14 protein-coding genes are annotated in these 24,869 nt (G+C 71.5%); 10 read left to right on the top strand and 4 right to left on the bottom strand.

Annotated features, from left to right (window positions below; all coding sequences use genetic code 11):
- Nucleotides 1-173: 173 nt before the first annotated feature.
- Complete coding sequence (locus ACWD04_RS27260) at nucleotides 174-590, bottom strand: Rv3235 family protein (protein WP_451136230.1); 417 nt, start codon at nucleotides 588-590, stop codon at nucleotides 174-176.
- 280 nt (nucleotides 591-870) lie between these two features.
- Here ACWD04_RS27260 and ACWD04_RS27265 point away from each other — a divergent pair, with 280 nt between their 5' ends.
- The 3 genes from ACWD04_RS27265 to ACWD04_RS27275 all read left to right on the top strand — a co-directional run bounded on the left by ACWD04_RS27265 (nucleotide 871) and on the right by ACWD04_RS27275 (nucleotide 7,529).
- The gene (locus ACWD04_RS27265) at nucleotides 871-1,377 is read left to right on the top strand and encodes a DUF6912 family protein (RefSeq protein ID WP_451136232.1); all 507 of its coding nucleotides are present in this window, start codon (nucleotides 871-873) and stop codon (nucleotides 1,375-1,377) included.
- Nucleotides 1,378-1,424: 47 nt separating this feature from the next.
- Entirely contained in the window at nucleotides 1,425-2,096 is a 672-nt protein-coding gene (locus ACWD04_RS27270; protein WP_451136234.1) for an HAD family hydrolase, read from the top strand.
- 396 nt (nucleotides 2,097-2,492) lie between these two features.
- Nucleotides 2,493-7,529: an NAD-glutamate dehydrogenase gene (locus ACWD04_RS27275; protein WP_451136236.1), complete on the top strand. Its 5,037-nt coding sequence runs from the start codon at nucleotides 2,493-2,495 to the stop codon at nucleotides 7,527-7,529.
- A 127-nt stretch (nucleotides 7,530-7,656) separates the two neighbouring features.
- On the opposite strand, the gene ACWD04_RS27280 is transcribed toward ACWD04_RS27275, so the two are convergent.
- Together ACWD04_RS27280 and ACWD04_RS27285 are read right to left on the bottom strand one after the other, a co-directional pair.
- Nucleotides 7,657-8,430, bottom strand: coding sequence for an ABC transporter ATP-binding protein (locus ACWD04_RS27280; RefSeq protein ID WP_451136302.1), 774 nt, complete (start codon nucleotides 8,428-8,430; stop codon nucleotides 7,657-7,659).
- A gap of 10 nt (nucleotides 8,431-8,440) precedes the next feature.
- Nucleotides 8,441-9,382 carry an ABC transporter permease gene (locus ACWD04_RS27285; RefSeq protein ID WP_451136238.1) on the bottom strand — a complete coding sequence of 314 codons (942 nt, stop codon included), beginning with the start codon at nucleotides 9,380-9,382 and terminating at the stop codon, nucleotides 8,441-8,443.
- A gap of 141 nt (nucleotides 9,383-9,523) precedes the next feature.
- Between ACWD04_RS27285 and ACWD04_RS27290 the strand changes: the two genes are divergently transcribed.
- On the top strand, nucleotides 9,524-10,129 hold the full coding sequence (locus tag ACWD04_RS27290) for a TetR/AcrR family transcriptional regulator (RefSeq protein ID WP_451136240.1): 606 nt from the start codon (nucleotides 9,524-9,526) through the stop codon (nucleotides 10,127-10,129).
- Here ACWD04_RS27290 and ACWD04_RS27295 read toward each other — a convergent pair.
- Entirely contained in the window at nucleotides 10,119-13,517 is a 3,399-nt protein-coding gene (locus ACWD04_RS27295; protein ID WP_451136242.1) for a bifunctional glycosyltransferase/CDP-glycerol:glycerophosphate glycerophosphotransferase, read from the bottom strand. The genes ACWD04_RS27290 and ACWD04_RS27295 overlap by 11 nt on opposite strands.
- Nucleotides 13,518-13,617: 100 nt before the next feature.
- Here ACWD04_RS27295 and ACWD04_RS27300 point away from each other — a divergent pair, with 100 nt between their 5' ends.
- The 6 genes from ACWD04_RS27300 (at nucleotide 13,618) to ACWD04_RS27325 (ending at nucleotide 24,864) form a co-directional block, all read left to right on the top strand.
- Complete coding sequence (locus ACWD04_RS27300) at nucleotides 13,618-15,630, top strand: CDP-glycerol glycerophosphotransferase family protein (RefSeq protein WP_451136244.1); 2,013 nt, start codon at nucleotides 13,618-13,620, stop codon at nucleotides 15,628-15,630.
- Nucleotides 15,631-15,721: 91 nt separating this feature from the next.
- The gene (locus ACWD04_RS27305; RefSeq protein ID WP_451136246.1) at nucleotides 15,722-16,456 is read left to right on the top strand and encodes a methyltransferase domain-containing protein; all 735 of its coding nucleotides are present in this window, start codon (nucleotides 15,722-15,724) and stop codon (nucleotides 16,454-16,456) included.
- 11 nt (nucleotides 16,457-16,467) lie between these two features.
- A complete protein-coding gene (locus tag ACWD04_RS27310; RefSeq protein ID WP_451136248.1) occupies nucleotides 16,468-17,316 on the top strand; it encodes a TylF/MycF/NovP-related O-methyltransferase in 849 nt (282 codons plus the stop codon).
- A gap of 101 nt (nucleotides 17,317-17,417) precedes the next feature.
- Complete coding sequence (locus tag ACWD04_RS27315; protein ID WP_451136250.1) at nucleotides 17,418-20,876, top strand: bifunctional glycosyltransferase/CDP-glycerol:glycerophosphate glycerophosphotransferase; 3,459 nt, start codon at nucleotides 17,418-17,420, stop codon at nucleotides 20,874-20,876.
- Nucleotides 20,873-23,719 (top strand): CDP-glycerol glycerophosphotransferase family protein, encoded by a 2,847-nt coding sequence (locus ACWD04_RS27320; protein ID WP_451136252.1) that lies wholly within the window; start codon nucleotides 20,873-20,875, stop codon nucleotides 23,717-23,719. Before ACWD04_RS27315 ends, ACWD04_RS27320 begins: the two co-directional genes overlap by 4 nt.
- Nucleotides 23,716-24,864, top strand: a complete 1,149-nt coding sequence (locus ACWD04_RS27325) for a glycosyltransferase (RefSeq protein ID WP_451136254.1) — start codon at nucleotides 23,716-23,718, stop codon at nucleotides 24,862-24,864. Before ACWD04_RS27320 ends, ACWD04_RS27325 begins: the two co-directional genes overlap by 4 nt.
- Nucleotides 24,865-24,869 lie beyond the last annotated feature (5 nt).

Consider the following 24,869-nt stretch of genomic DNA (forward strand, 5'->3'; position numbering starts at 1 on the left):
CCCGGACACCGAGAGGTGTCCGGGCCAGGCGCGTTTCCTGGGCGCCTCGGGTGCCTCAGGGCGGTCGGGCCGCCCCCGAAGGGTGGCCGCGGCCCCTGCGGGTCCGCAGGGGCCGCTGTGCGGCCTCTGCGGGCGTGTCCTCGAGCACCGAAGGGCTCTCGCCGGGCGGCAGGTCATCTGACGGCTGGAAGGCGTTCGCCGCCCAGGTCGATCGCGGCGCAGCGCCAGCGAAGGTCGGGGCCCTGTTCGAGGCGGAAGGCCATGGCGCGGACCTGTTCGCCCGTGGCGATGCTGGCGAAGGCCTCGACGACGCCGGTGGCGGGCTGGGTGCCGTGGCAGGTGCGTACCACCGGGCGCCTGCAGCCCGCGCCGAGCGGGGCGTCAGGGGCGAGTTCGGCGAGCTGGTCGTAGGCCTCGCCGATCGTGTGGCCGAGCATCCAGTGCACCGGACGCTGGCCGCTGAGGACGGCGAGCAGGCGTTCGGCGAACCACTGGTGCGGGCGTAGCGGCCGCCGGGGCCGTTGTGGCGGTACGGTGCCCGGCCTGCTGCGGTCGCGTCGTCCGGCCGGCCTCGTCCTGTCCGTGCTCATGCTGATAGCCCCCGTGGCTGCTGTCGGGCGCCCGGCTGAGTACCGGGCGGTAACTTCTGTTGGGGACCTTCTACGGGGCCGGTCGGCGGCCCCGCAAACGGCGGCGGGGGCCAGTCGGGCATTTGGCGGGATCACCTATCCGGGTGACGGGCCCCACGCCGCAAGGGAACGGCGGGGGTGACGGTCGTCGCGGGGTGGACGGCGCCCGGTGTATCGGCAACCCCGAAGGGGGACGTCACACGTATCCTGAGGGCGTCATCGACTACGAAAGCGGTCAGCCATGCGTGTGTACGTCCCCCTGACCCTCTCCGGTCTTGCCGCTGTGCACAGGGCGGGCGAGGTCGGTCCGGGGCCGCTGACCGCGTATGCCGTGACGCCCGGTCTGCGCGAGTGGTACGTCTCCGACGACATCGAGGAGCTGGAGTACGCGGCCCTCAACCGGGCCGCCTCCGCTTCGCTGCGGTTGATCGCGGGCCGCCCGGAGGAGACCCGGCGCCGTGTCGTCGTCGCCCTCGATGTGCCGGACGGGGCGGCGGTCGCCGATCCGGACCAGGTCCTGGACGCGTCGTCGCTCGGCGAGGTGCGGATCGCGGACGCGGTTGCGCTGTCGAAGGCCGCCGCGGTGCATGTGGACGCCGACGGCGCCGAGAAGGACGTCGCCGCCGCGGCCGCGGCGCTGGGAGCGGCGGACCAGGGCGACGGCGACGCCCAGTTCACCGTGGACGGCGCGGAGGACCACGAGCTGCTGTGGTTCGGGATCCAGGAGATCCCCGGCCTGATCGGCTGAACGTCCCACCAGCGGCGGCTGTCGTACCCGGCGGGTATTTTTTGTCCATGGCGACATCCGGGAAGCACCGCACACATCTGGTCTGGGACTGGAACGGCACCCTGCTCGACGACATCCACGCGGTCCTCGGGGCGACGAACGCCGCTTTCGCGGAGGTCGACGTGGAGCCGCTCACGCTGGAGCAGTACCGCGAGACGTACTGTGTGCCGATACCCACGTTCTACGAGCGGCTCATGGGCAGGCTGCCCACTCCTGCCGAGTGGGAGCGGATGGACGGCCTCTTCCATCGCCACTACACCGAGCAGCGGGTGGGTTGCGGGCTGACCGAGGGCGTCGAGGAGCTGCTGGCCCGGTGGCAGTCCGGTGGCCGCAGCCAGTCCCTGCTGAGCATGTACGGCCATGAGCACCTGGTCCCAGTGGTTCGTGGGTACGGTATCGAGCGTCATTTCATACGCGTCGACGGCCGTACCGGCCCCTCCGGCGGAAGCAAGGCGCAGCACATGGAGCGTCACTTCGCGGTGCTGGGGGATGTCGCTCCCGAATCCGCGGTGGTCATCGGTGACGCGGTGGACGATGCCGTGGCCGCGGCCCACGTGGGCGCGCGCGCCGTGCTCTACACCGGCGGTTCGCACAGCCGCAGCAGCCTGGAGGCGGCCGGTGTGCCCGTGGTGGACACCCTGACCGAGGCCGTCGCCCTGGCCGAGCTGATGGCGGGCTGAGGGGGCGGGTGGTGACCGGCTGAGCGCATCCGCCCGTGTACGTGCCCATACGCGCCGAAACGATCTCGTGCGATGTCCATAGTGTCAAAGTTCGGGGCCTTCTTTTGTGCATATGCGGCTCATGACGGTTGTGGGTGCAGGAGGGATAGCCTGGTGCCGTGATCAGCGCGATACGTCTCGGGGGCAGTGAAGCCCCCGCCCTGCGCCCGGAGTGCCACAGCACCCGGGCGATGCGTGATCTCCGCGTCCCGGGCCGTCTGCCGAACATGGCCGACACGGCCCCGGGCATCTCCCCCGGCGGCATAGCGTCGACCCAGACCGGATACCCCGCGTCGTGGCGGTACGTCGTCTTTCTCACCTACGTCACGCAACGGCGCGCGACAGGAGCCAGAGGACATGCAGACCAAGCTGGACGAAGCCAAGGCCGAGCTGCTCGCACGGGCGGCCCGGGTAGCTGACAACAGTCCGGGCGGTGGTGTCGGCGGCCCAGGTGGTGGCCTCCGGGTGCACCTCGCCGAAGGGACCGGCACCGAAGCAGAGGACGGTACCGAGGCCGGCCGGGACGAGCGGCCGGGCCGGGACACCCTGTTCGCCTATTTCCAGCGCTACTACCTGCACACCGCTCCGGAGGACATCACCGACCGCGACCCGGTTGACATCTTCGGGGCAGCTTCCTCCCACTACCGTCTCGCCGAGAACCGCCCGCAGGGCACCGCGAACGTCCGGGTGCACACCCCGACCGTCGAGGAGAACGGCTGGACGAGCAGCCACTCCGTCGTCGAGGTCGTCACCGACGACATGCCCTTCCTGGTCGATTCGGTCACCAACGAGCTGTCCCGGCAGGGCCGCGGCATCCACCTCGTGATCCACCCGCAGGTCGTCGTTCGCCGCGATGTCACCGGCAAGCTGATCGAGGTGTTCGGTGACGATCCGGCAAGGAGCCCCGGCGCGCAGCGGTCCGGCGGCCGTAAGGCGGCCGGGACCGAGCTGCCGCACGACGCGCTCGTCGAGTCGTGGATCCACGTCGAGATCGACCGGGAGACGGACCGCGCGGACCTGAAGCAGATCACCGCCGATCTGCTCCGTGTCCTGTCCGACGTCCGGGAGACCGTCGAGGACTGGGACAAGATGCGCGGCGCCGCCCTGCGGATCGCCGACGATCTCCCGTCGGAGCCGCTCGACGACCTGGGTGACGAGGAGGTCGAGGAGGCCCGTGAGCTGCTGCGCTGGCTCGCCGCCGACCACTTCACCTTCCTCGGGTACCGGGAGTACGAGCTCCGCGATTCCGACGCGCTGACGGCCGTCTCCGGCACCGGTCTCGGCGTGCTGCGCTCCGACCCGAAGCACAGCGAGGACGAGGTGCACCCGGTGAGCCCGTCCTTCGACCGGCTGCCCGCGGACGTCCGGGCCAAGGCCAGGGAGCACAAGCTCCTCGTCCTGACGAAGGCGAACAGCAGGGCGACCGTGCACCGCCCCAGCTACCTGGACTACGTCGGGGTGAAGAAGTTCGACGCCGAAGGCAATGTCGTCGGTGAACGGCGCTTCCTCGGTCTGTTCTCCTCCGCCGCGTACACCGAGTCGGTGCGCCGGGTGCCCGTGGTGCGCCGAAAGGTCGCCGAGGTGCTGGAGGGCGCGGGATTCACGCCCAACAGCCACGACGGCCGCGACCTGCTCCAGATCCTGGAGACGTACCCGCGCGACGAGCTCTTCCAGACGCCCGTCGACCAGCTGCGTTCCATCGTCACCTCCGTGCTGTACCTCCAGGAGCGTCGCCGGCTGCGGCTCTACCTGCGTCAGGACGAGTACGGTCGTTACTACTCCGCGCTCGTCTACCTGCCGCGTGACCGCTACACCACCGGTGTGAGGCTCCGCCTGATCGACATCCTCAAGGAGGAACTGGGCGGCACCAGCGTCGACTTCACGGCCTGGAACACGGAGTCGATCCTCTCCCGGCTGCACTTCGTGGTCCGGGTCCCGCAGGGCACCGAGCTGTCGCACCTCACCGACGCGGACGCAGACCGCATCGAGGCGCGCCTCGTCGAGGCCGCCCGCTCCTGGGCCGACGGTTTCCAGGAGGCGCTGAACGCGGAGTGCGGCGAGGAGCGTGCCGCCGAGCTGCTGCGCCGTTACGGCCACTCGTTCCCCGAGGGTTACAAGGCGGATCACTCGCCGCGCGCCGCCGTGGCCGACCTGGTCCACCTGGAGGAGCTCAAGAGCGAACGCAAGGACTTCGCGCTCAGCCTGTACGAGCCGGTCGGCGCCGCACCCGCCGAGCGCCGGTTCAAGATCTACCGGACCGGCGAGCAGGTCTCGCTCTCCGCGGTCCTCCCGGCGCTCCAGAGGCTCGGTGTCGAGGTCGTCGACGAACGTCCCTACGAGCTGCGCTGCGCCGACCGTACGCATGCCTGGATCTACGACTTCGGGCTGCGACTGCCGAAGAAGGCCGCAGGTAACGGCGACTACCTCGGCGACGACGCCCGGGACCGCTTCCAGGAGGCATTCGCGGCCATCTGGACCGGCGAGGCGGAGAACGACGGCTTCAACTCCCTGGTCCTGGGCGCTGGTCTCGACTGGCGTCAGGCCATGGTGCTGCGCGCCTACGCGAAGTACCTGCGCCAGGCGGGTTCGACCTTCAGCCAGGACTACATGGAGGACACCCTCCGCAACAACGTCCACACCACCCGGCTACTGGTCTCCCTCTTCGAGGCCAGGATGTCCCCGACCCGTCAGAAGGCCGGTACGGAGCTGACGGACGGGCTGCTGGAAGAGCTGGACGGAGCTCTGGACCAGGTCGCCTCGCTGGACGAGGACCGGATCCTGCGGTCCTTCCTCACCGTCATCAAGGCCACGCTGCGGACCAACTACTTCCAGCTGGCCGACGACCACGAGCCGCACGGCTACGTCTCGATGAAGTTCGATCCGCAGGCCATCCCGGACCTGCCGGCGCCGCGCCCGGCGTACGAGATCTGGGTCTACTCGCCGCGCGTCGAGGGTGTCCACCTGCGCTTCGGCAAGGTCGCCCGCGGCGGGCTGCGCTGGTCCGACCGGCGAGAGGACTTCCGTACGGAGATCCTCGGCCTGGTCAAGGCGCAGATGGTCAAGAACACCGTGATCGTGCCGGTGGGTGCCAAGGGCGGGTTCGTCGCCAAGCAGCTGCCGGACCCGTCGGTGGACCGTGACGCCTGGCTCGCCGAAGGCATCGCCTGCTACAAGATCTTCATCTCCGCGCTGCTCGACATCACCGACAACATGGTGACGGGCGAGGTCGTGCATCCCTCCGAAGTCGTCCGTCACGACGAGGACGACACCTACCTCGTCGTCGCCGCCGACAAGGGCACCGCGAGCTTCTCCGACATCGCCAACGACGTAGCCGTCGCGTACGGCTTCTGGCTCGGCGACGCCTTCGCCTCCGGAGGCTCGGCCGGTTACGACCACAAGGGGATGGGAATCACCGCCCGCGGTGCGTGGGAGTCCGTGGAGCGGCACTTCCGCGAGCTGGGCCACGACACCCAGACCGAGGACTTCACCGTCGTGGGCGTCGGCGACATGTCCGGTGACGTCTTCGGCAACGGGATGCTGCTCTCCGAGCACATCCGGCTGGTCGCGGCCTTCGACCACCGGCACATCTTCATCGACCCGAATCCGGATGCCGCGACCTCGTACGCCGAGCGGCGCCGGCTGTACGACCTGCCGCGCAGCTCCTGGGCGGACTACAACAAGGACCTGCTGTCCGCGGGCGGCGGTATCCACCCGCGTTCCGCCAAGTCGATCCCGGTCAACGCGCACATCCGCGCGGCGCTCGGCATCGAGTCGAAGGTCACGAAGATGACGCCCGCCGAGCTGATGCAGAACATCCTCAAGGCGTCGGTCGACCTCGTGTGGAACGGTGGCATCGGCACGTACATCAAGTCGACGGCCGAGTCGAACGCAGATGTCGGCGACAAGGCAAACGACTCGATCCGCGTCAACGGCGCGGACCTGCGGGCCCGCGTCGTCGGTGAGGGCGGCAACCTCGGAGCCACCCAGCTCGGCCGTATCGAGTTCGCGCGGGCGGGCGGCCGGATCAACACCGACGCGATCGACAACAGCGCCGGTGTGGACACCTCCGACCACGAGGTGAACATCAAGATCCTGCTCAACGGTCTTGTCCGGGACGGCGACATGACCGTGAAGCAGCGCAACAAGGTGCTCGCCGAGATGACCGACGAGGTCGGGCAACTCGTCCTGCGCAACAACTACGCGCAGAACATCGCGCTCTCCAACGCCTGCGCCCAGGCGCCGTCACTGCTCCACGCCCACCAGCGCTTCATGCGCCGGCTCGGCCGCGACGGGCACCTGGACCGGGCGCTGGAGTTCCTGCCGACCGACCGCCAGATCCGTGAACTGTTGAACCACGGCAAGGGCCTCAGCCAGCCGGAACTGGCCGTGCTGCTCGCCTACACCAAGATCACGGCGGCGGAGGAACTGATCTCCACCAGCCTGCCGGACGACGCGCATCTGCAGGAGCTGGTGCACGCCTACTTCCCGAAGCAGCTGAGCGAGCGGTTCCCCGCGGCGGTCGACGGACACGCACTGCGCCGCGAGATCATCACGACGGTGCTGGTCAACGACACGGTGAACACCGGTGGTTCGACGTTCCTGCACCGGCTGCGGGAGGAGACGGGCGCCTCGCTCGAGGAGATCGTGCGGGCCCAGTTCGCCGCCCGTCAGATCTTCGGCCTGTCCAGGGTGTGGGACGCCGTGGAGGGGCTCGACAACACGGTGGCCGCCGATGTGCAGACCCGGATCCGGCTGCACTCGCGCCGGCTCGTCGAGCGCGGCTCGCGCTGGCTGCTCGGCAACAGGCCGCAGCCGGTCGGGATCGCGGAGACCATCGAGTTCTTCCGCGACGGTGTCGAACGTGTCTGGAACGAGCTGCCCAAGCTGCTCCGGGGCGCGGACATCGAGTGGTACCAGTCGATTCTCGACGAGCTGACCTCGGCGGGCGTTCCCCACGAGCTGGCGGGACGGGTGGCGGGATTCTCGTCGGCCTTCCCGGCGCTGGACATCGTCGCGATCGCGGACCGTACCGGCAAGGCCCCGCTGGCCGTCGCCGAGGTGTACTACGACCTCGCCGACCGGCTGGGGATCACCCAGCTGATGGACCGGATCATCGAGCTGCCGCGGGCCGACCGCTGGCAGTCCATGGCCCGCGCCTCCATCCGCGAGGACCTGTACGCCGCGCATGCCGCGCTGACGTCGGACGTACTGTCCGTAGGCAACGACACGGCCTCTCCCGAGCAGCGGTTCAAGGCCTGGGAGGAGAAGAACGCGGCGATCCTGTCGCGTTCGCGCTCCACGCTGGAGGAGATCCGGAGCTCGGAGGCCTTCGACCTGGCGAACCTGTCGGTGGCCATGCGGACGATGCGGACCTTGCTGCGTACGCACGCCTGACCCGGAGCGGCCGACCGGGCCGCGACACACAGCCGTCCGCCGGACGGGCCGACGAGGCCCGTCCGGCGGACGGCTGTGTGGTCGTGCGGTGCCGAGCGGTGTACCCGGGGCGCGGGGGGTAACGGGATCATTTCTTGGGCTTCGCCGGCCCGGTGAACTCCTCGTACGCGGCGACGACCTCCTTGGCCGGGCCGTCCATCCGCAGGGTGCCCGCCTCGAGCCAGATCGCCCGGTCGCAGGTGTCGGTGATCGACCTGTTGCTGTGGCTGACCAGGAACACCGTGCCGGCCTCCTCGCGGAGCTCCATGATCCGGTCCTTGCTGCGCCGCTGGAACTTCGCGTCGCCGGTGGACAACGCCTCGTCGATCAGCAGGACGTCATGGCTCTTGGCGGCCGCGATGGAGAAGCGCAGCCTGGCTCCCATGCCGGAGGAGTACGTGCGCATGGGCAGGGTGATGAAGTCGCCCTTCTCGTTGATGCCGGAGAAGTCGACGATGTCCTGGTAGCGCTCGCGGATCTGTTCGCGCGTCATGCCCATGGCCAGGCCGCCGAGCACCACGTTGCGCTCGCCGGTCAGGTCGCTCATCAGGGCGGCGTTCACGCCGAGCAGCGAGGGCTGCCCCTGGGTGTGGACCCGGCCCTTCGACGGGGGCAGCAGCCCTGCGATCGCCTTGAGGAGCGTCGACTTCCCGGAGCCGTTGGAGCCGATCAAACCGATGGCTTCGCCCTTGTACGCGGCGAAGCTGACGCCTTTCACCGCGTGCACCTGACGTGCGCCCCGCGGCTGGCGGCGGGACACGATCCGGTTCAGCGCGGAGGTGGCGCTGCCCTTGCCGGTGCGGGCTCCGTTGACCGTGTAGGTGATGTGGACGTCGTCGACGACGACGGTGGGTACACGCATGTCGGGGGTGTCAGCCACGTCCGTACCGTTCCTCGGCCTTCCAGAAGTACACGAAACCGCCGATGCCGCAGAGGAGCGCCCAGCCCGTCGCGATGGCCCACACGTGCGGGGGCAGCTGCGCGCGGGTGAAGCTGTCGATCAGGGCGAAGCGCATCAGGTCGATGTAGACGGCCGCCGGGTTGCACTCCAGTGCCAGCAGCACGAGCCGCGGCACCCGGTCGGCGGTGAGCAGGGTGTCGAGACTCCACATGACGCCCGACGCGTACATCCAGGTGCGCAGGATGAAGGGGGTCAGCTGGGCGATGTCGGGGGTCTTGGCGGCCAGCCGCGCCATGACCATCGAGATGCCGGTGTTGAACAGGGCCTGCAGGGCGAGCGCCGGGATCGCCAGCAGCCAGGACGGCCGCGGGTACTGGCCGAACGCCAGCAGGATCAGGAACAGCGCGCCCAGCGAGAACAGCAGCTGCTGGAGCTGCTGGATGGCCAACGCGATCGGCAGGGACGCGCGGGGGAAGTGCAGGGCACGGACGAGTCCGGTGTTACCGCTGATGGCCCGGGTGCCGGCCGTGATCGAGCTGGCGGTGAAGGTCCAGATGAAGACCCCGGTGACGAGGAAGGGCACGTAGTCGGGGACTCCGTGCTTGGTGTTCATCAGGACGCCGAAGATGAAGTAGTAGACCGTCGCGTTGAGCAGCGGGGTCATGATCTGCCAGATCTGGCCGAGCTTCGCCTGGCTGTACTGCGCGGTCAGCTTGGCCGTGGCGAAGGCGGTGATGAAGTGCCTGCGCCCCCAGAGCTGCCGGATGTACGCACCGAGCGTCGGCCTGGCCCCGCTGACTGTCAGTCCGTGCCGGGCCGCGAGCGCGGCCAGCTCGCCGGGTTCGTACACGGGCAGGAGGTCGGTGGATGCGGTGTCCGCCGGGGCCGGCGGGGCTGCTGTCTGGCTCACCACGGTCGCTTTCGACGGGGGGCGGGGAATCGGGGCGAACGCGTTCGGCCCGATGGGACGGCACCGTATCGTCGCAACGCTGACAGTAGGACGTTTTTACGTCGCAACGCAACCGTTTCGTCGTTACGGTCTATCATTCGGGCCATGACCACGGAACGGCGAACCGGGCGCCGCGCCCCGGCAGGTGCCGCGGTGCTGCGCGAGGACGTGACCGACGCGATCCGCGGCGCCGTCTTCGAGGAGCTGGCCGCCGTGGGGTTCGCGCGGATGTCGATCGAGGGCATCGCCCGGCGCGCGGGTGTGGGCAAGACCGCCGTCTACCGCCGCTGGAAATCCAAGCTCCACCTCGTCCTGGACCTGGTCGCGGCCGTCGCCGCGCAGGGCATGCCGGCGCCGGCGACCGGTTCGCTGTACGGGGATGTGCGCGCCGTGCTCGAACTGGCCGCGTACGCCCTGCGTCATCCCGTCGCCTCGCAGGTGATCCCCGACCTGCTGGTCGAGGCGGCCCGTAACCCGGAGATCTCCGGCGCCATCAAGGCCGCTCTGCTGGACCAGCAGAAGGGGGTGGCCGCCGTGGTCGTACGGGCGGCGGTGACGCGCGGCGAGCTGCCCGAGGGCAGCGATCCCGACCGGGCGCTGGATCTCATCGTCGGACCGCTGTACTGGCGCCTCGTCGTGGTCCGCGGAGATCTGCCCAAGGGGTACCTGGACGACCTCGCGGCCTCGGCTGTCCGGGCGCTCACGGCCTGACGGAGCGCGGGGAGTCCGAGCCCCCGCCGAGCAGCCGGTCCACGACCCGGCGGGCCGCTCCGCCGTCGGCGGGGCCGCAGTGGTCCCGCCGGAAGCTCTCGTACGCCTCGGCGTGCAGCTCCTCCGTAGCAGGCGCGGCCGCGGTCCGCAGGGCCTGGGCCACCTCCTGGGTGGTGACGAGCAGCGGCCCCGGGGCCCGGGTCTCGAAGTCCAGGCAGAAGCCGCGCACGGTGTCCCTGTAGTGCTCCAGGTCGTAGGTGTGGAAGAGCATCGGACGGCCGGTGTGTGCGAAGCCGAACGCCAGGCCCGAATAGTCGGTGACCAGCACGTCGGCGATCACCAGGAGCTCGGTGGTGTCCGGGTGCGTGGACACATCACGCAGTGCGGGGTGCGCCGGCACACTGCCCGTCACCCGTGGATGCCTGCGGACCAGCACGGTGGTACGGCCGTCCAGGGACCGTGCCAGGGCGGGCAGGTCGAGCGCCGGATCCCAGCGGTACAGCGGGTCGGATCCGGCGGGAACACCGGACGGCGGGTGGGCGAGATGATCGCGGTACGTCGGCGCGTACAGCACCACGCGGTGGCCGTCCGGGATGCCCAGCTCACGGCGTACCCGCTCGGCCGTCTTGTCCCGGCCGGGCGCGGACAGCAGGTCGTCGGCCGGGGAGCCCGCCTCCAGCACCTCGCCGTGGTAGGCCAGGGCGCTGCGGAGATGCGGGGTGGCGAAGGCGCTGGGGGAGACCAGGAACGACCACTGGGCGGAGCGGTGCGCCAGCGTGGCGAGGTACTGGTGATCGGCGTACAGGGTGCCGGTGAGGTCCAGTCCGAACCGGCCGAGCGGGGAGCCGTGCCAGGTCTGGACGACGGTCTGGTCCGGGCGGCGCTCGAACCACGCGGGCAATTGCCCGGCCACGACGATACGACGCGCCCGCGCCAGCGCCTCGTACCAGGCGGTGCTGTGCGCCACGACGGGGACCGCGGTGGGCGGGACGCGGGTCGCGGCGCCCGCGGACCCGTCGGTGACCCAGAGATGTCCGGTATCGACGCTCCGGCGCACGAGCTCGGCGTGCACGGCGCGCGGGGAGCCCTCCCCCGCGTAGAGCACGACATCCCGGAGCGGCAGCCGGCGCTGCGCCGGGTAGTGCGCCGTCCGCAGACGGTGCTGGCGGTACGCGCTCCGTTCGGCGTCTCCGAGCGCCGGCGCGCAGTGCACGGTCAGCCGGTCGCCGTGACGGCGGCCGAGGTGGAAGCGGGCGCCGGCGGCGCTCACCGGCAGGCGGGCGGCGAGCGCCGCGCCGACGCGCACGGGCCGTCCGTCCAGGAGCACCTCCCAGTCGCCTTCCCGGGGAGGCTGGACCAGCACAACCGCGAAGCGGGACTCCCGCTGATCGACCGGGACGGTCACGGTCTCCCCGAGCGTGCTGTGCCGCAGTACGAGTGCACCGGTCCCTGCCCCCTCGACGCGCAGCCCGCCGTCCGGAGCGGGCCCGGCGCGGTCCGCGCGCGGTTCGCCGGACACCTCCACCACCAGATGGCCCGCAGGGTCCGCGAAGGCGGGCGGCGGCAGGTCCGAGGCCGCGGCGAGCGGCACGCGGACGCCGTCGGCCAGGAGCGCGGCCCGCCACCGGCCCCCCGGCGCGGTGCCGTGGGGCCCGCCGGGCGCCGGTGCGGGCTCGGCGGCCAGCGCCGCGAGCGGGATCCGGGCGCTGAAGCCGTCCCCGGCCGTCTCTGTGCACCGCACCGGGCAGACGTGCTCCACGGTCCCGTCACGGCTCAGCACGAGGGCCGTCGGCCGGGCACCCCCGTACAGCCGGCCGGCGAGGTCCAGGGTGCCCGGCGGCCCGAGACCGTGGCCGGTGACCAGTGCGGGCAACCGGGTCACGGTCAGTTCCAGCCGGCCGTCCCGGTAGCCGAGCACCGCGCGCCGGCCCTCGCCCAGGTCGTGGACCAGCGGTTGCGCGGCGGCCGCCTCCACGGCGCGCAGCGCCGCGCGCCGTACGACGCCGTGTCCGGCCAGCACCACGCCCACCAGCCAGGAGCCCGGCCCCAGACGCCCCGGGTCGAGGACCATCTCGAAGCCCGCGTAGTCGTAACCGTGCACCTCCTGGCCGGAGTCCGCGGTGGCCCGGTCCGTCCGGACCGTGCGCACCGGCACGGCGCGCAGCCGTCTGCCCGTGGCCTCCCGCACCAGGCCGGCCTTCAGCGAGTGCCGGGCCGCCCGGGCCGGGAGATTGCGGATGTACGCGTATCCGCGCAGCCGCAGCCTGCCGTCCTCGGCCCACGACGCCTCCACCAGCCGTGCCACGGCGGGCAGATCACCCGTGCCGAGGCGTGCCGGAGGGCTCGCCACCACGCCGGGGTGCACGGCGCGCCGCCGGCCCAACGGGCCCACGACGGTGAACGTGCCCGTCCCGTTGGCCCGTTCGAACTCCAGGAGGGCCAGCAGTTCCTCGGCCCTGCGCTCGCGCACCAGCTGCCAGCGGATACGCGCCTCGACCGGCAGCCCGGCCAGGGCCGCGTCGCCCGCCCGGTCGAGGAAGGCGCCCGCGTCCGCCATGAAAGCGGAGCGGTAGGCGGGCCCTCCCATGGGCAGCCCCTCCAGGAAGTACACGAAGTCGTCGCGCAGGCACGATCTGTCGTAGCGCAGCCGCTGTGCGGCGTCGCGGTCCGCGAGGAAGTCGCTGACCTGCGCACAAGCCGCGATGCGGTCCCGTACGCCCCGTACGTCTGTACGCCGCCGGGTGATCGAACCCTCCCGCACCCGCCAGTAGTAGACGTGCTCGTGCAGCACGTCCACGGATCCGGCGAGGTGATGCGCCGGGATCATCACCGGGGTGTCCTCGTAGAGCTTGCCCACCGGGAAGGAGAAGCCGTGCCGGTCCCAGAAGGAGCGCCGGAACACCTTGTTCCAGGCGACACGGTCGGCCAGCAGCCGGGCATCGCGGGTGATGTGGGTGCGGGGGTGGTCGGCGGTCAGCCAGCGATACTGCCAGGCCTGCTGCCTTCCCTGCTCGTCGAGCCGCCACACATTGCCCGTCACCAGGTCCGAGCCGGTCGACTCCAGGGACGCCAGCATCCGTTCGTACGCGTCGGGGACCACGAGGTCGTCGCTGTCGGCGAACGCCAGGTACGGGACACCGGCGGTGGTGTGGGCGATCCCCGTGTTACGGGCCGCGCTCAGGCCCGCGTTGTGCTGGTGGACGTAGCGGAAGCGGTCGTCCCGGGCGGCGAACTCCTCGGCGATCCGGCGGCTCCCGTCCGTCGAGCCGTCGTCGACCACCACCACCTCGAGGTCCTCCAGGGACTGTCCTGCCAGCGAGGCGAGGCACTCCTCCAGATAGGCCTCGACGTTGTGCACCGGGACGACGACGCTGAGGAGTGGCTTCATGTACGGCTCAACCCGGCGGAGCGCCCCGGGTCACGCCGCTGACCCGAACGGGTGATGATTCGTAGGGTGGGCGGCACGGTCCCCGTTACGCTCGGCTGCCATGCTCCTCAGTGTCGTCGTGTCCGCCCACCGTGTTCAGGGGTACCTGAGGGCGGCCCTGGAGTCCGTGACCGAGCAACAGCAGCCGCCGCCGGAAGGCGGACCCGCGGACCTGGAGCTGATCGCCGTCGGCGCGTCCGGCGGGCCGGAGCTCACCATCGCGCGGGAGTGCGCCGCGCGCGACCCCCGGGTACGCGTGCTCGTCCTCGACGGCCCCTGGGACAGGGGCGCGGCCCGCAACGCCGGCGCGGCGGAGGCGCGCGGGACCTATCTGCTCTTCCTCGACGGGGACGACCTGCTCCTCCCGGGCGCGTCGGCGGAGATCTCCGCACGGCTGACGGAGGACCGGCCCGATGTGCTGCGCCTGGGCCACGACCAGGTCGACTGGTGGGGTACGGCCCAGCCGGGTGACGCCCTCCCGGCCGCCCGGAACCAACTCTTCCGCCGCGCCTTCTGGGACGCCCACCGGCTCCGCTTCACCGAGGGCCCGTACGGCGACGCCGTGCCCGTCCACCGTGCGGCCTTCCTGGCCTCTGACGCGGGCACCCTCGCCTCGCTCGACCGTATCTCCGTACGCCACCGGCTGCGCCGTACCGGCACGTTCGCCACGACACCGGGCGCAGCGCACTTCGCCGTCATCGACGCGTACGAGCGGCTGGCCGCGGAGACGGGCGGCGACCCGCGGATCCCGGCCGTGCGCACCGCGCACCTGACGGCCGTGCTCGACGACCCGGGGCGAATCGCCCCGGGCGACCGTGCCGCCTTCTTCCGGGCGGCGGGGCTCCCCGGCCGGTACGCCGCGCACCGGACCAGGCAAGCCTCCCGCGCCGGGCGCGCCCGGGCGCGAGCCGCCGCGCGTGCGGGCAGGAAGTGGCTGCGCGCCCGCGTGATGAGGGCCGTCTACCGCGCCGACCTGCGCCGGCCGCTGAACCCCTGTCTCGCCGTCTACGGGGCCTACTGGAACAGGGGCGTCGCCTGCAATCCGGCCGCCGTCTATGCCAAGGCCCGCGAACTGGTCCCGGACATCCGCGGTGTCTGGGTCGTCTCCTCCCGGCACGTCGACCGGATGCCGCCCGGTGTGCCGTACGTCATCGAGGGGTCCCGTGCCTACTGGCGGACCATGGCCACCGCGACGTACCTCGTCAACAACTCCAGCTTCACCGGCGGCTTCAGCAAACGGCCCGGCCAGATCTATCTGCAGACCCATCACGGCACCCCGCTGAAGACCATGGGCCTGGACCAGCTCCCGTACCCCGCCCTCACCAACGGTGTCAGCTTCGAGCGCATCGTCGCCCACACCGACCAGTGGGACTTCAGCCTCTCCGCCAACCCGCACAGCACCGAGGTCTGGGACCGGGCCTACCCCTCCTCGTACGAACAACTGCCGTACGGCTACCCGCGCAACGACATCCTGTGCACCGCCACCCGGGAACAGACCGAGAGGATCCGTGCGGAGCTCGGCATCGCACCCGGGGCGACTGTACTGCTGTACGCGCCGACCCACCGCGACTACCGCAAGGGCTTCGTCCCCCGGCTCGGCGTGGAGCGCCTCACCCGCGATCTGGGCCCGGGCTGGGTGCTGCTGGTGCGCGCCCACTACTTCTACGGGCGTTCGGCCGGAACAGCGGCGGGGGGCCGGGCCGTCGACGTCACCGGCCATCCGAGCGTCGAAGAACTCTTCCTGGCCGCCGACGGGTTGATCACCGACTACTCGTCCCTGATGTTCGACTACGCCTGCCTCGACCGCCCGATCATCACCTACGCGCCCGACTGGGACGCCTACCGCGCCTCCCGCGGCACGTACATCGATCTGCTGTCCGGCCGGCCCGGCGACACCCCCGGCGCGGTCGCCACCACGGAGGACGAGCTGTGGGAGGTGCTGCGGAGCGGTGCCTGGAGGTCCCCTGAGGCCGACGCGCTGCGCGCCGCCTTCCGCAGCCGCTTCTGCCCGTACGACGACGGGCTCGCGGCGGAGCGTGTGGTGCGGCGGGTCTTCCCCGTGCCGCCGGCCTGAATCCCCGGGTCACCCGTACGGGGCGACCCCTCCGCACCCCGCCGTCGTTGTGCTCAACAGCGCGCGCATACGGCAACGTCGGGAGAATCTCATGCACCGGTCCGCCTACGAGCAGATGCAGCTCTGCGTCGAGGAGTACCTGCCCAAGACCCGCAGGCACCGCGTCGTGGACCTCGGCTCGCGGATCTCCGGCAAGCAGACCCGCACCCACCGCGGGCTGCTCGCGGACCATGACATCGACTACTTCGGGGTCGATGTCCTCGAGGGCCCCAACGTCGACGCGGTCATGACCCGGCCCTACCGGATCCCCGCGAGGTCGCGCAGCGCGGATGTGGTGCTGTCCGGCCAGGCGTTCGAGCACATCCCCTTCTTCTGGGTGTCGATGATGGAGATCGCCCGGGTGCTCAGGCCCGGCGGCTACGCCTTCATCACCGCGCCCTCGCGCGGCCACGTCCACGACGCCCAGGACTGCTGGCGCTACTACCCCGACGGTTTCCGGGCGATGGCCGCTCACTCCCGCCTCGAACTCTGCGAGGCGTACACGGACTTCCCGCCGGCCCGGGGCATCTGGCACGACTACGCCTCCATCGACGCCAAGGCCGCGTACTGGGGTGACTCGGTGGGCGTCTTCCGCCGGCCGCAGCCCCACCGCCGGCCGGTGACCCGGCTGAAGAACACGCTGGCCGACCTCGCCGTGCGGGAGACGGCGGTGTGGTGGGCCAATCGGGCCGGGGGAGTGGACAGGGTGCCCCTGCCGCGACCGCTGGACGGCAGGGAGCGGTGCGGGCGCCCGGACAGCCGCACGGTCGCATCAACCAAAGGTTGACGAAAGATGACATGAGCCGCAAAGCGCGCGTACTGTCCGGCCCCATGGCTTGGCGCAACGCCGTCAACGGCGTCCTTCAGCAACTCACCGGGTACCAGCTCAGGCGCGCGATTCTGCCCGCTCCACGCCCGGCTCCCGCAGAGCAGCCGACGGCGGCGACGAAGCCGGTGGTGGCGAAGACGCCGCAGTTCCCCGCCGACTACGACGACGAGGCGAAAGACATCATCCGTGCGGTCAAGCCGTACACGATGACCTCCCCGGAGCGGCTCAACGCCTTCGTCCTCGCGACCCGGCACATCGTCAAGCACGGCATCCCGGGGGACATCGTCGAGTGCGGTGTCTGGCGCGGCGGTTCCATGCAGGCCTGCGCCAGGACGCTGCTGTCGCTCGATGAGACGGGGCGCGACCTCTACCTCTTCGACACGTACGAGGGCATGACCCCGCCCACCGTCGAGGACCTGCGGCGGGACGGCAGGCCGGCCCAGGAGCTCCTGGACGCGCAGGGCAAGGACCGCCCCATCTGGGCCGTGGCCTCCCTGGAGGACGTACAGGCCGGGTTCGAGCAGGTCCCGTATCCGAAGGACCGCGTCCACTACGTGCAGGGCAAGGTCGAGGACACCGTCCCGGCGCAGGCGCCGGAGCAGATCTCCATCCTCCGGCTGGACACCGACTGGTACGCGTCGACGAAGCACGAGCTCCAGCATCTGTACGGGCGTCTGGTGAGCGGTGGGGTGCTGCTGATCGACGACTACGGCTACTGGCAGGGCTCGCGTCAGGCCGTGGACGAATTCCTGGAGGAGACCGGCGAGCAGCTTCTGCTGCTGCGCATGGACGAGGGCCGGATCGCCGTCAAACCCTGAACAGGAACTGCCCCGTTGCGAGCCCCGTGCCTCCCCGGCGCGGGGCTCGTTCCCTACACAGGAAGTCCGTTCGTCCGCCCGGAAGGATCGTGCGCAGCGTCATGGCACCCCGTCTCACCGTCGTCGTCCCGCTCTTCAACGTCGAGCAGTACCTCGGAGCCTGCCTGGAATCGCTCGCCGGGCAGACCATGGCCGACCTGGAAGTCGTCATGGTCGACGACGGCTCGACGGACGGCAGCGCCGATGTGGCGATGGACTTCTCCCGGCGGGACACCCGCTTCAAGCTGATCCGGCAGAAGAACGCCGGACTCGGGGCCGCGCGCAACGCCGGAGCCGGACAGGCCCATCCGGAGGCCGAGTTCCTGGCATTCGTCGACAGCGACGACGTCGTACCTACAGGCGCCTTCGCGAGGATGCTCGGCGAACTCGACGTTTCGGGCTCGGACTTCGCGACCGGCAACGTCCTCAGGCTCCGGGCGAACGGGGCGCTCGAACAGGCCCCTATGTTCCGCAGACCGATGGAGAGGCCCCGCCGGGCCACGCATGTCACCCGGGACTGGATTCTGCTCGGCGACCGCATCGCGTGCAACAAGGTGTTCCGCAAGGCCTTCTGGGACCAGCACGCATTCGCCTTCCCGACGGGTGTCCTGTACGAGGACATCTCCGTGGTCCTGCCGGCCCACTTCCTGGCCCGGAGCGTCGACGTCGTGGGGGAGCCGGTCTACCACTGGCGGGACCGCGACGGCTCGATCACCTCCCGGCGCGCCGTGGCGCGGGGCATCCGCGACCGGGTCACCGCCGTGTCCACGGTCAGCCGGTTCCTCGCGGACCGGGAGATGCCGGAGGCCAAGCGGCGCTACGACGGGCACGCGCTCTCCGGTGACCTGTGGCTGTTCATCGAGGCGCTCCCGCACGGTGACGAAAGCTTCCACGAGGCCTTCCTCACCCACGCCAACGCCTTCGCCGACACCGTCGAACCAGCCGTCCTCGAAGCGCTGCCCCTCCACCTGCGGGTCAAGTGGCAGCTCATCCGGGAGCGGCGGACCGCGGAGCTGCTCGCGATGCTGGCCTACGAGTCCACCGACCGTGACACCTTCCACGTACGGGGACGGCTCCGGCCCCGGGCCGAGTACCCGGGTGTCGACGCACCCCTCCCGCGCAAGGTCACCGCACTGTCCACCGAGGACCTCCCGGTCCACGCGCATCTCACCGAGGCCGTCTGGCGGGACGGGCTGCTGCACCTCAAGGGGTACGCGTACGTCCGCAACGCCCCGGGCGGATCGGCCGGGGCGGGCTGGCTGAGGTCCGGCCGCCGACTGATCCCGCTCCGGCTGCGCAGGACGGTGACGGACGAGGCGACGGCCGGATCGGGCCGCTCGCTGCACCGCTACGAACGGTCCGGCTTCGAGACCGTCGTCGACCCGCGCCGGCTCGTCACCCGGGGCACGGCGCGTGGCACCCGGACCCTCTGGAAGCTGGAATCCGTCGTCCTCGGTGCGGGTCGGCTTCGTCGGGGACCGATGCGGCTGCTGGGCAATCCGGCTGCGCCCGCCGTGCGCTACGTCGACGAGCGCACCCGGGTCGTCCCGCTGCTGTCCGGGAACAAGCTGGAGCTGCGCGCCGAGCGGGTCGACGCCGTGCTCGCCGGTCACGCGCCGACCGGGGACGCGATCCGGATCGCGGTGCGGATGCTGGGCGGGGACGCACCGACGGCTCTGCGCATCCAGGAGTGGCGTACGAAGGAGACCCGCGAGTTCCCCCTGTCGACGGACGAGAGCACGGACGGGGGCACGGACGGTCGCACCGTAGTCGCCGAGGTGCCGCTGGTGACGTTCCGGGGCTCCGACGGCGACTGGGGTGTCCAACTGGTCACCGAGGCTCGCCGGCTGGCGGTCGCGGCTCGTCCGGAGACCGACGCCGCGCGGTATCCGCTGCCCAACGGCCGTGAGGTCTACGCCGCCGCCAACCCCTCCGGGGACCTGGTGCTCACCGACCGGGACGTGCGGCCCGTCGTCACGGCCGTGTCCTGGACGGACGACGCCGGTCTGGTCCTGGAGGGGACCTTCCCGGCCGTGCGGGACCGCCCGGTCGAGTTCGTACTGCGGCACAGCGGCCACCAGGAGGAGCACACCTTCGCCGTGGAGCACACGGGCACCGGCTTCCGTACGGCGCTGTCTCCCGGCGCGGTCGACGGGGCGGGTGGGGAGCTGCCACTCGCCGAGGGCCGGTGGTACCCCTTCCTCCGGGAGCGGGGCGAGACCGACCCGGAGCGCCATGTCCCGCTGCGCGTGGTGCACCAGCTGCACGCGGGACTGCCGCTGGGGCGGGAGTCGGGCGGGCGTCGCTTCACGCTGGAGAGGCGCTTCCACGACCGGCTTTCCCTGCGGTCGGGCAGCGCCCTGCCGCCGGGGGAGCGGGGGGCGTACGGGCAGCGCCGGCTGCGCGAACGGTATGTGAGCCTCCTCGGACGGGAGTTGTGGGACGCCGTTCTGTACTCCAGCTTCGACGGACGCCAGTACTCGGACTCGCCCCGCGCCGTTTACGAGGAGCTGGCCGGGCGCGGCACCGGTGTGGAGCACCTGTGGGTGGTGCGGGACCAGCAGGCCGCCGTGCCGGCCGGGGTCCGCGCCGTCGCCCTGCACAGCACCGAGTGGTACGAGGCCCTGGCCCGCAGCCGGTGGATCGTCACCAACACCCAGCTGCCCGAGTGGTTCGAGCGGGCGGAGGGGCAGTTCGTCGTCCAGACCTGGCACGGCACTCCGCTCAAGCGCATCGGCCGCGACCTGGCGGGCACCGCGTTCGCGGACGCCGCGTACATGGACTCCATGCCGCGGCGCGCCGCCCAGTGGAGCGTGCTCGTCTCGCCGAACAGATTCTCCACGTCCATCCTGCGCCGCGCGTTCGGCCACACGGGCGAGGTGCTCGAGTGCGGCTACCCGCGCAACGACCTGCTCCACGCTCCGGACCGGGCGGACCTCGCCGACGCCGTCCGGCAGTCGCTCGCCGTGCCCGACGGCAAGCGGGTCGTCCTGTACGCCCCCACCTGGCGCGAGGACCTGCCCAAGCGGAGCGGGCTGTACGGGCTGGACCTCCAGCTGGACCTGGAACAGGCACGTAAGGCGCTCGGCGACGATCACGTCCTGCTGGTGCGCCGCCACTACCTGGTCGGCGGAAGCATCCCGGAGAGCGACTTCCTCCGGGACGTTTCATGCCATCCCGATGTCGCCGAGCTGATGCTGATCAGCGATGTGCTGGTCACGGACTACTCGTCCCTGATGTTCGACTTCGCGCAGACGGGGCGGCCCATGCTCTTCCACACCTACGACCTGGAGCACTACCGCGACACCCTGCGCGGCTTCTGCTTCGACTTCGAGAACCGCGCGCCCGGCCCGCTGATCGCCGACTCGGCCGCCGTCGTCGAGGCGCTGCGCGACCCGGAGGCCGCGACGGCCGGCCACCGTGCGGCGTACGCCGCCTTCCGCGAGTCGTTCTGCGATCTCGACGACGGGACGGCAGCCGCCCGGGTCGTGGACCGGATGCTGAAGGGGGCGCAGGCATGAGCACGCCCGACTTCACCTGTGTGATCACCGCCGCGGAGGGCGGGGAGGACGCACTGACATCGTCCGTGGAGTCCGTCCTCGACCAGAGCCTGCGCGCCGTCGAGGCCCTCGTCGTCCTGCCCGCCGACGCACCCGCTGCCCTGCGGAGAGCGGCCGGATCGCTCGCAGGCCGTTCCCCGGACCACGTCCGCGTGCTCGACCCCGGTACGGACTCCGTCGCCGCGCTGCGCAACGCCGGTCTGGACGCGGCGCGGGGCGCGTACGTCCTCGTGCTCGACACCGGGGAACGCCTCCAGCGGCACGCCTGCCGCAACCTCTGGGAAGCCGGGTCCCGCACCCGTGCCGACCTGGTCGCGGGGCGCTGGAGCGGGCTCACCGGGGACGGGGCGAAGGAACGGGAACCCGCCTGGCAGCACCCGCTGTTCCTGCGCTCCCGTACCGTCCGCCGATTCGACGAAGCCCCCGAACTGGCGGTGCGCGACGCTCTGGTGACCGGATTCTGCCTGCGGCGCGCGGCGGTGGAGCGGCACGCGCTGCGCTACGACGAGGACCTCACCCACAGCGAGATCCTGTTCGGCCCCCTGGCGGCGGCCGTGGTCGGCCGGATCGCACTCGTACGCCGCCGGATCGTCTCCGGGCGTGCCGTGCCGGACGCCGGCCGGGATCTCGCCGGGCTCGTGGAGGCGCACCGGCGCGTGTGCCATGTGCTGGTGGCCCAAGGGCTGGCGGAACTGCGCGAGGAGCGGGAGCGCGCCTTCCCGCTGGACCACCTCGTGCCGCTGGTGCGCACCTTTCCCGAGCGGCCCGCAGCCGAACGCGAACGCATCGCGGCGACGGCTGCCCGGGTCCTGCCCGGCTGCGTCCCGGAGCCGGCCCTGCTCACCCTCCCGCCCGTCGAGCGTGTGGGCGTCCGGTTGTTGGAGCGGGGAGGCGCGGACGCGGTGCTCACCGCGGCGTACGCGCTGCGCAGGAGGGACGCCGTGGCCGCGCCCCTCATGACGGCGGACGACGGACGGGTGTACTGGCCCGGCGGGCCCGACCCCGTGCTGGACGTCACCGAACTCGGCCACCAGTACCGCACGTTCGGCGAGCTGAAGCTGATGAACAGGCTCACCCGTTACGAGACCGACGGCCGCTGGGTCCTGCTGGCGGGCAGGCTCGTCCTGCCCTCGCACACCGGGCCCGACCCGGACGGGCCCCTCACGGCCCACCTCGAGTTCCGCGTACGCGACGGCTCCCGCACGTTCCGCGCCCCGGTCGACGTGCTGCGGCCGGACGCCACCGGCATCAGCTGGTCGGTCCGCGCCGGCCTCACCCGCCTGCTACGCCCTCTCGGCCTCCGCGACACGGTGTGGGACGCGCGGATGGTGGTGGAGGACGGCCGGACCCGCTCGGTGAGCGACCTCTTCGCCGCCCACGACCTGGTCGGCCCGGGGGACCGTTCCCCCGCCCTGCCCCGGCTGGGCAGGACGGCCGGGGACACCTGGCAGCCCTACATCACGCTCCGGGACCACCTGGCGCTCCGGCTCGAAGCCCGCCGCCGGCCCGCCCGCACGGCCCGCCGGCTGGTCCACTACGCCACCCACTTCCGCCCCGCCCGCCGCGCCAGGCTCCTGCTGAGGGCCCTGGGCAAGCGCCGGGACCGGCTGCACGCCAAGGGCTTCAAGGTCCCCGTCTACCGCTCCTGGCTGCTCCGGCTTCCCGTGCGCAAGGGCTCCGTGGTCTTCGAGAGCCACATGGGCACCTGCTACGGCGACAGTCCCCGGGCCGTCCACGAGGAGGTGCGCGCCCGGGGGCTCCCGCTGCGCTGTGTCTGGTCGTACGCCGATTCCCCGGCCGGCTTCCCCGCGGACGCCACGCTCGTGCGACGCTGGTCCTGGCGCTATCTGTGGGCCCTGGCCCGGGCGGAGTACTGGGTCGACAACCAGGGCTTCCCGCAGCATCTCGACAAGCCCTCCGGCACGACCTACCTCCAGACCTGGCACGGCTCGGCGTACAAGCGCATGGGTTTCGACGAGACCCGGGTACGCCTGCAGAACGCCCCGCAGCGGGAACGTCTTCAACGGGCCGTGCAGCGCTTCGACCACTTCCTCGTACGTTCCGAGCACGACGAGCGCACCCTGGCCCGCGCCTACCGGCTGCCCGAGCAAAGCCTGCTGCGCACCGGCTATCCGCGCAACGACGCCCTGCTGGCCGCCCGTGCCCGGGACGAGGCCGAGGGGCGGCTGCCCCGGCCGGCGCTCGCGGCGGAGCTCGGACTGCCCGACCACCGCAAGGTCGTGCTGTACGCGCCGACCTTCCGGGGCGGGCCCGGCAAGCGCAAGCGGCAGCGGCTCCTGCTGGACGCGGCGCATTTCGCGGAACGCTTCGGTGACACCTGCACGCTGCTGGTGCGGGCGCACTACCTGGAGGCGGCGAGTCTGCCCGTCTGTCCGCCGGGGACGGTCGTGGACGTCTCGCGCCGCCACGACGTCAGCGAACTGCTCGTACTCGCCGACGTCCTGATCACCGACTACTCGTCGATCATGTTCGACTACGCGCTCCTGGACCGTCCGATCGTACTGTTCGCCCCCGATCTCGACTCTTACGCCGCCGAGCGGGGCAGCTACTTCGACCTGAGGGAGAAGGCGCCCGGGCCGGTGACGGCGACCGAGGAGGAGCTGTTCGCCGTACTGGCCCGGCTGAAGACCGCGGACACCGACTTCCAGGAGAAACGCGCCGCCTTCGCCGCGGAGTTCGGCGGCTACGACCGGGGGGACGCGGCCCGCGCGGTCGTCGACACCGTGTTCGCCCGGCACGTCGTCCCGTCCCGCACCGCCCGTACCGGGGAGGCCGGCCGATGAGCCGCAGGCGCGATGTCTTCATCGTCTCCAACAGCACCGACGAACTCGGCGGTGTGACCGGCTGGATGCACCGGACCGCCCAGCTGTTCCAGGAGGCGGGCCATCAGGTGCACACCATCGGTATCCACGCCGCCGAACGCACGATGGCCTTGCCCGAGCCGCCCGGTTACCCCGTGACGGCCCTGTACCCGGCGCACCCTCCGACCCCTTGGGTGCCCAAGGGCCTGGGGGACCGCTTCCGGATCGCCGCCCGGCGCACCGAGGCCGACCGGGTGGCCCGGAAGCGGCGTGCCGTCGAGCGGCTCTCGGAGATCTTCCGGTCCGCCCGGCCCGGCGGGGTGGTGATCGTCAGCCAGGTCTGGGCGATGGAGTGGGTCGGTGAGGCGGACACCGCCGGTCTGCGGGTCATCGGGATGAGCCACGAGTCCTACGACTACTCCCGGGCGAGCCACCGCTACCGCTGGATCAAGAACCACTATCCGCCGCTCGACCGCTGGCTCGTCCTCACGGAGGAGGACGCCGACAAGTGGGCGGGCGACGGGATGAACAACGTCGGTTTCATGCCCAACGCCCTGGCCGCGCTGCCCTCGGTGCCCTCCCCGCGACGCGAGAAGTCGGTCGCGAGCATCGGTCGGCTCACCGACCAGAAGGGCATCGACATGCTCCTGGACGCCTGGGCGCTGGTGGCTCCTCAGCGGCCCGACTGGCGGCTGGACGTGTACGGGACGGGCGAGGACGAGGCGGACCTCCGGGCGCGGTGCACGGTCCTGGGGCTCGATTCCTCGGTCGGGTGGCGGGGGCGCACGGACGACGTCCCCGGCGCGCTCGCCGGCTCCTCCGTCTTCGTCCAGTCCTCACGCGGCGAAGGCTTCCCGCTCGCGCTGCTGGAGGCCATGGCGAGCGGGGTGCCGTGTGCGGCGTTCGACTGCGCACCGGGCGTACGGGAGATCGTGCGCGACGGCGAGGACGGACTGCTCGCGCCCGCGGGCGACATCGGCGCGCTCGCCGACCGGCTGCTCCGGCTCACCGGCAACCCCCGGATGCGGGACGCGATGGGGAACCGGGCGCGGACCAATGTCCAGCGGTTCTCCGAGGCGGAGATCATGGGCCGCTGGGAAGAGCTGTTCGCGTTCCTGGAGCGCTGAACGCC

It is taken from the genome of Streptomyces sp. NPDC002911, from assembly GCF_053591835.1.

Coding starts and splice junctions, on each gene's coding strand:
- ACWD04_RS27260 (WP_451136230.1), bottom strand. CDS start 590: ATGAGCACGGACAGGACGAGGCCGGCCGGACGACGCGACCGCAGCAGG.
- ACWD04_RS27265 (WP_451136232.1), top strand. CDS start 871: ATGCGTGTGTACGTCCCCCTGACCCTCTCCGGTCTTGCCGCTGTGCAC.
- ACWD04_RS27270 (WP_451136234.1), top strand. CDS start 1,425: ATGGCGACATCCGGGAAGCACCGCACACATCTGGTCTGGGACTGGAAC.
- ACWD04_RS27275 (WP_451136236.1), top strand. CDS start 2,493: ATGCAGACCAAGCTGGACGAAGCCAAGGCCGAGCTGCTCGCACGGGCG.
- ACWD04_RS27280 (WP_451136302.1), bottom strand. CDS start 8,430: ATGCGTGTACCCACCGTCGTCGTCGACGACGTCCACATCACCTACACG.
- ACWD04_RS27290 (WP_451136240.1), top strand. CDS start 9,524: ATGACCACGGAACGGCGAACCGGGCGCCGCGCCCCGGCAGGTGCCGCG.
- ACWD04_RS27295 (WP_451136242.1), bottom strand. CDS start 13,517: ATGAAGCCACTCCTCAGCGTCGTCGTCCCGGTGCACAACGTCGAGGCC.
- ACWD04_RS27300 (WP_451136244.1), top strand. CDS start 13,618: ATGCTCCTCAGTGTCGTCGTGTCCGCCCACCGTGTTCAGGGGTACCTG.
- ACWD04_RS27305 (WP_451136246.1), top strand. CDS start 15,722: ATGCACCGGTCCGCCTACGAGCAGATGCAGCTCTGCGTCGAGGAGTAC.
- ACWD04_RS27310 (WP_451136248.1), top strand. CDS start 16,468: ATGAGCCGCAAAGCGCGCGTACTGTCCGGCCCCATGGCTTGGCGCAAC.
- ACWD04_RS27315 (WP_451136250.1), top strand. CDS start 17,418: ATGGCACCCCGTCTCACCGTCGTCGTCCCGCTCTTCAACGTCGAGCAG.
- ACWD04_RS27320 (WP_451136252.1), top strand. CDS start 20,873: ATGAGCACGCCCGACTTCACCTGTGTGATCACCGCCGCGGAGGGCGGG.
- ACWD04_RS27325 (WP_451136254.1), top strand. CDS start 23,716: ATGAGCCGCAGGCGCGATGTCTTCATCGTCTCCAACAGCACCGACGAA.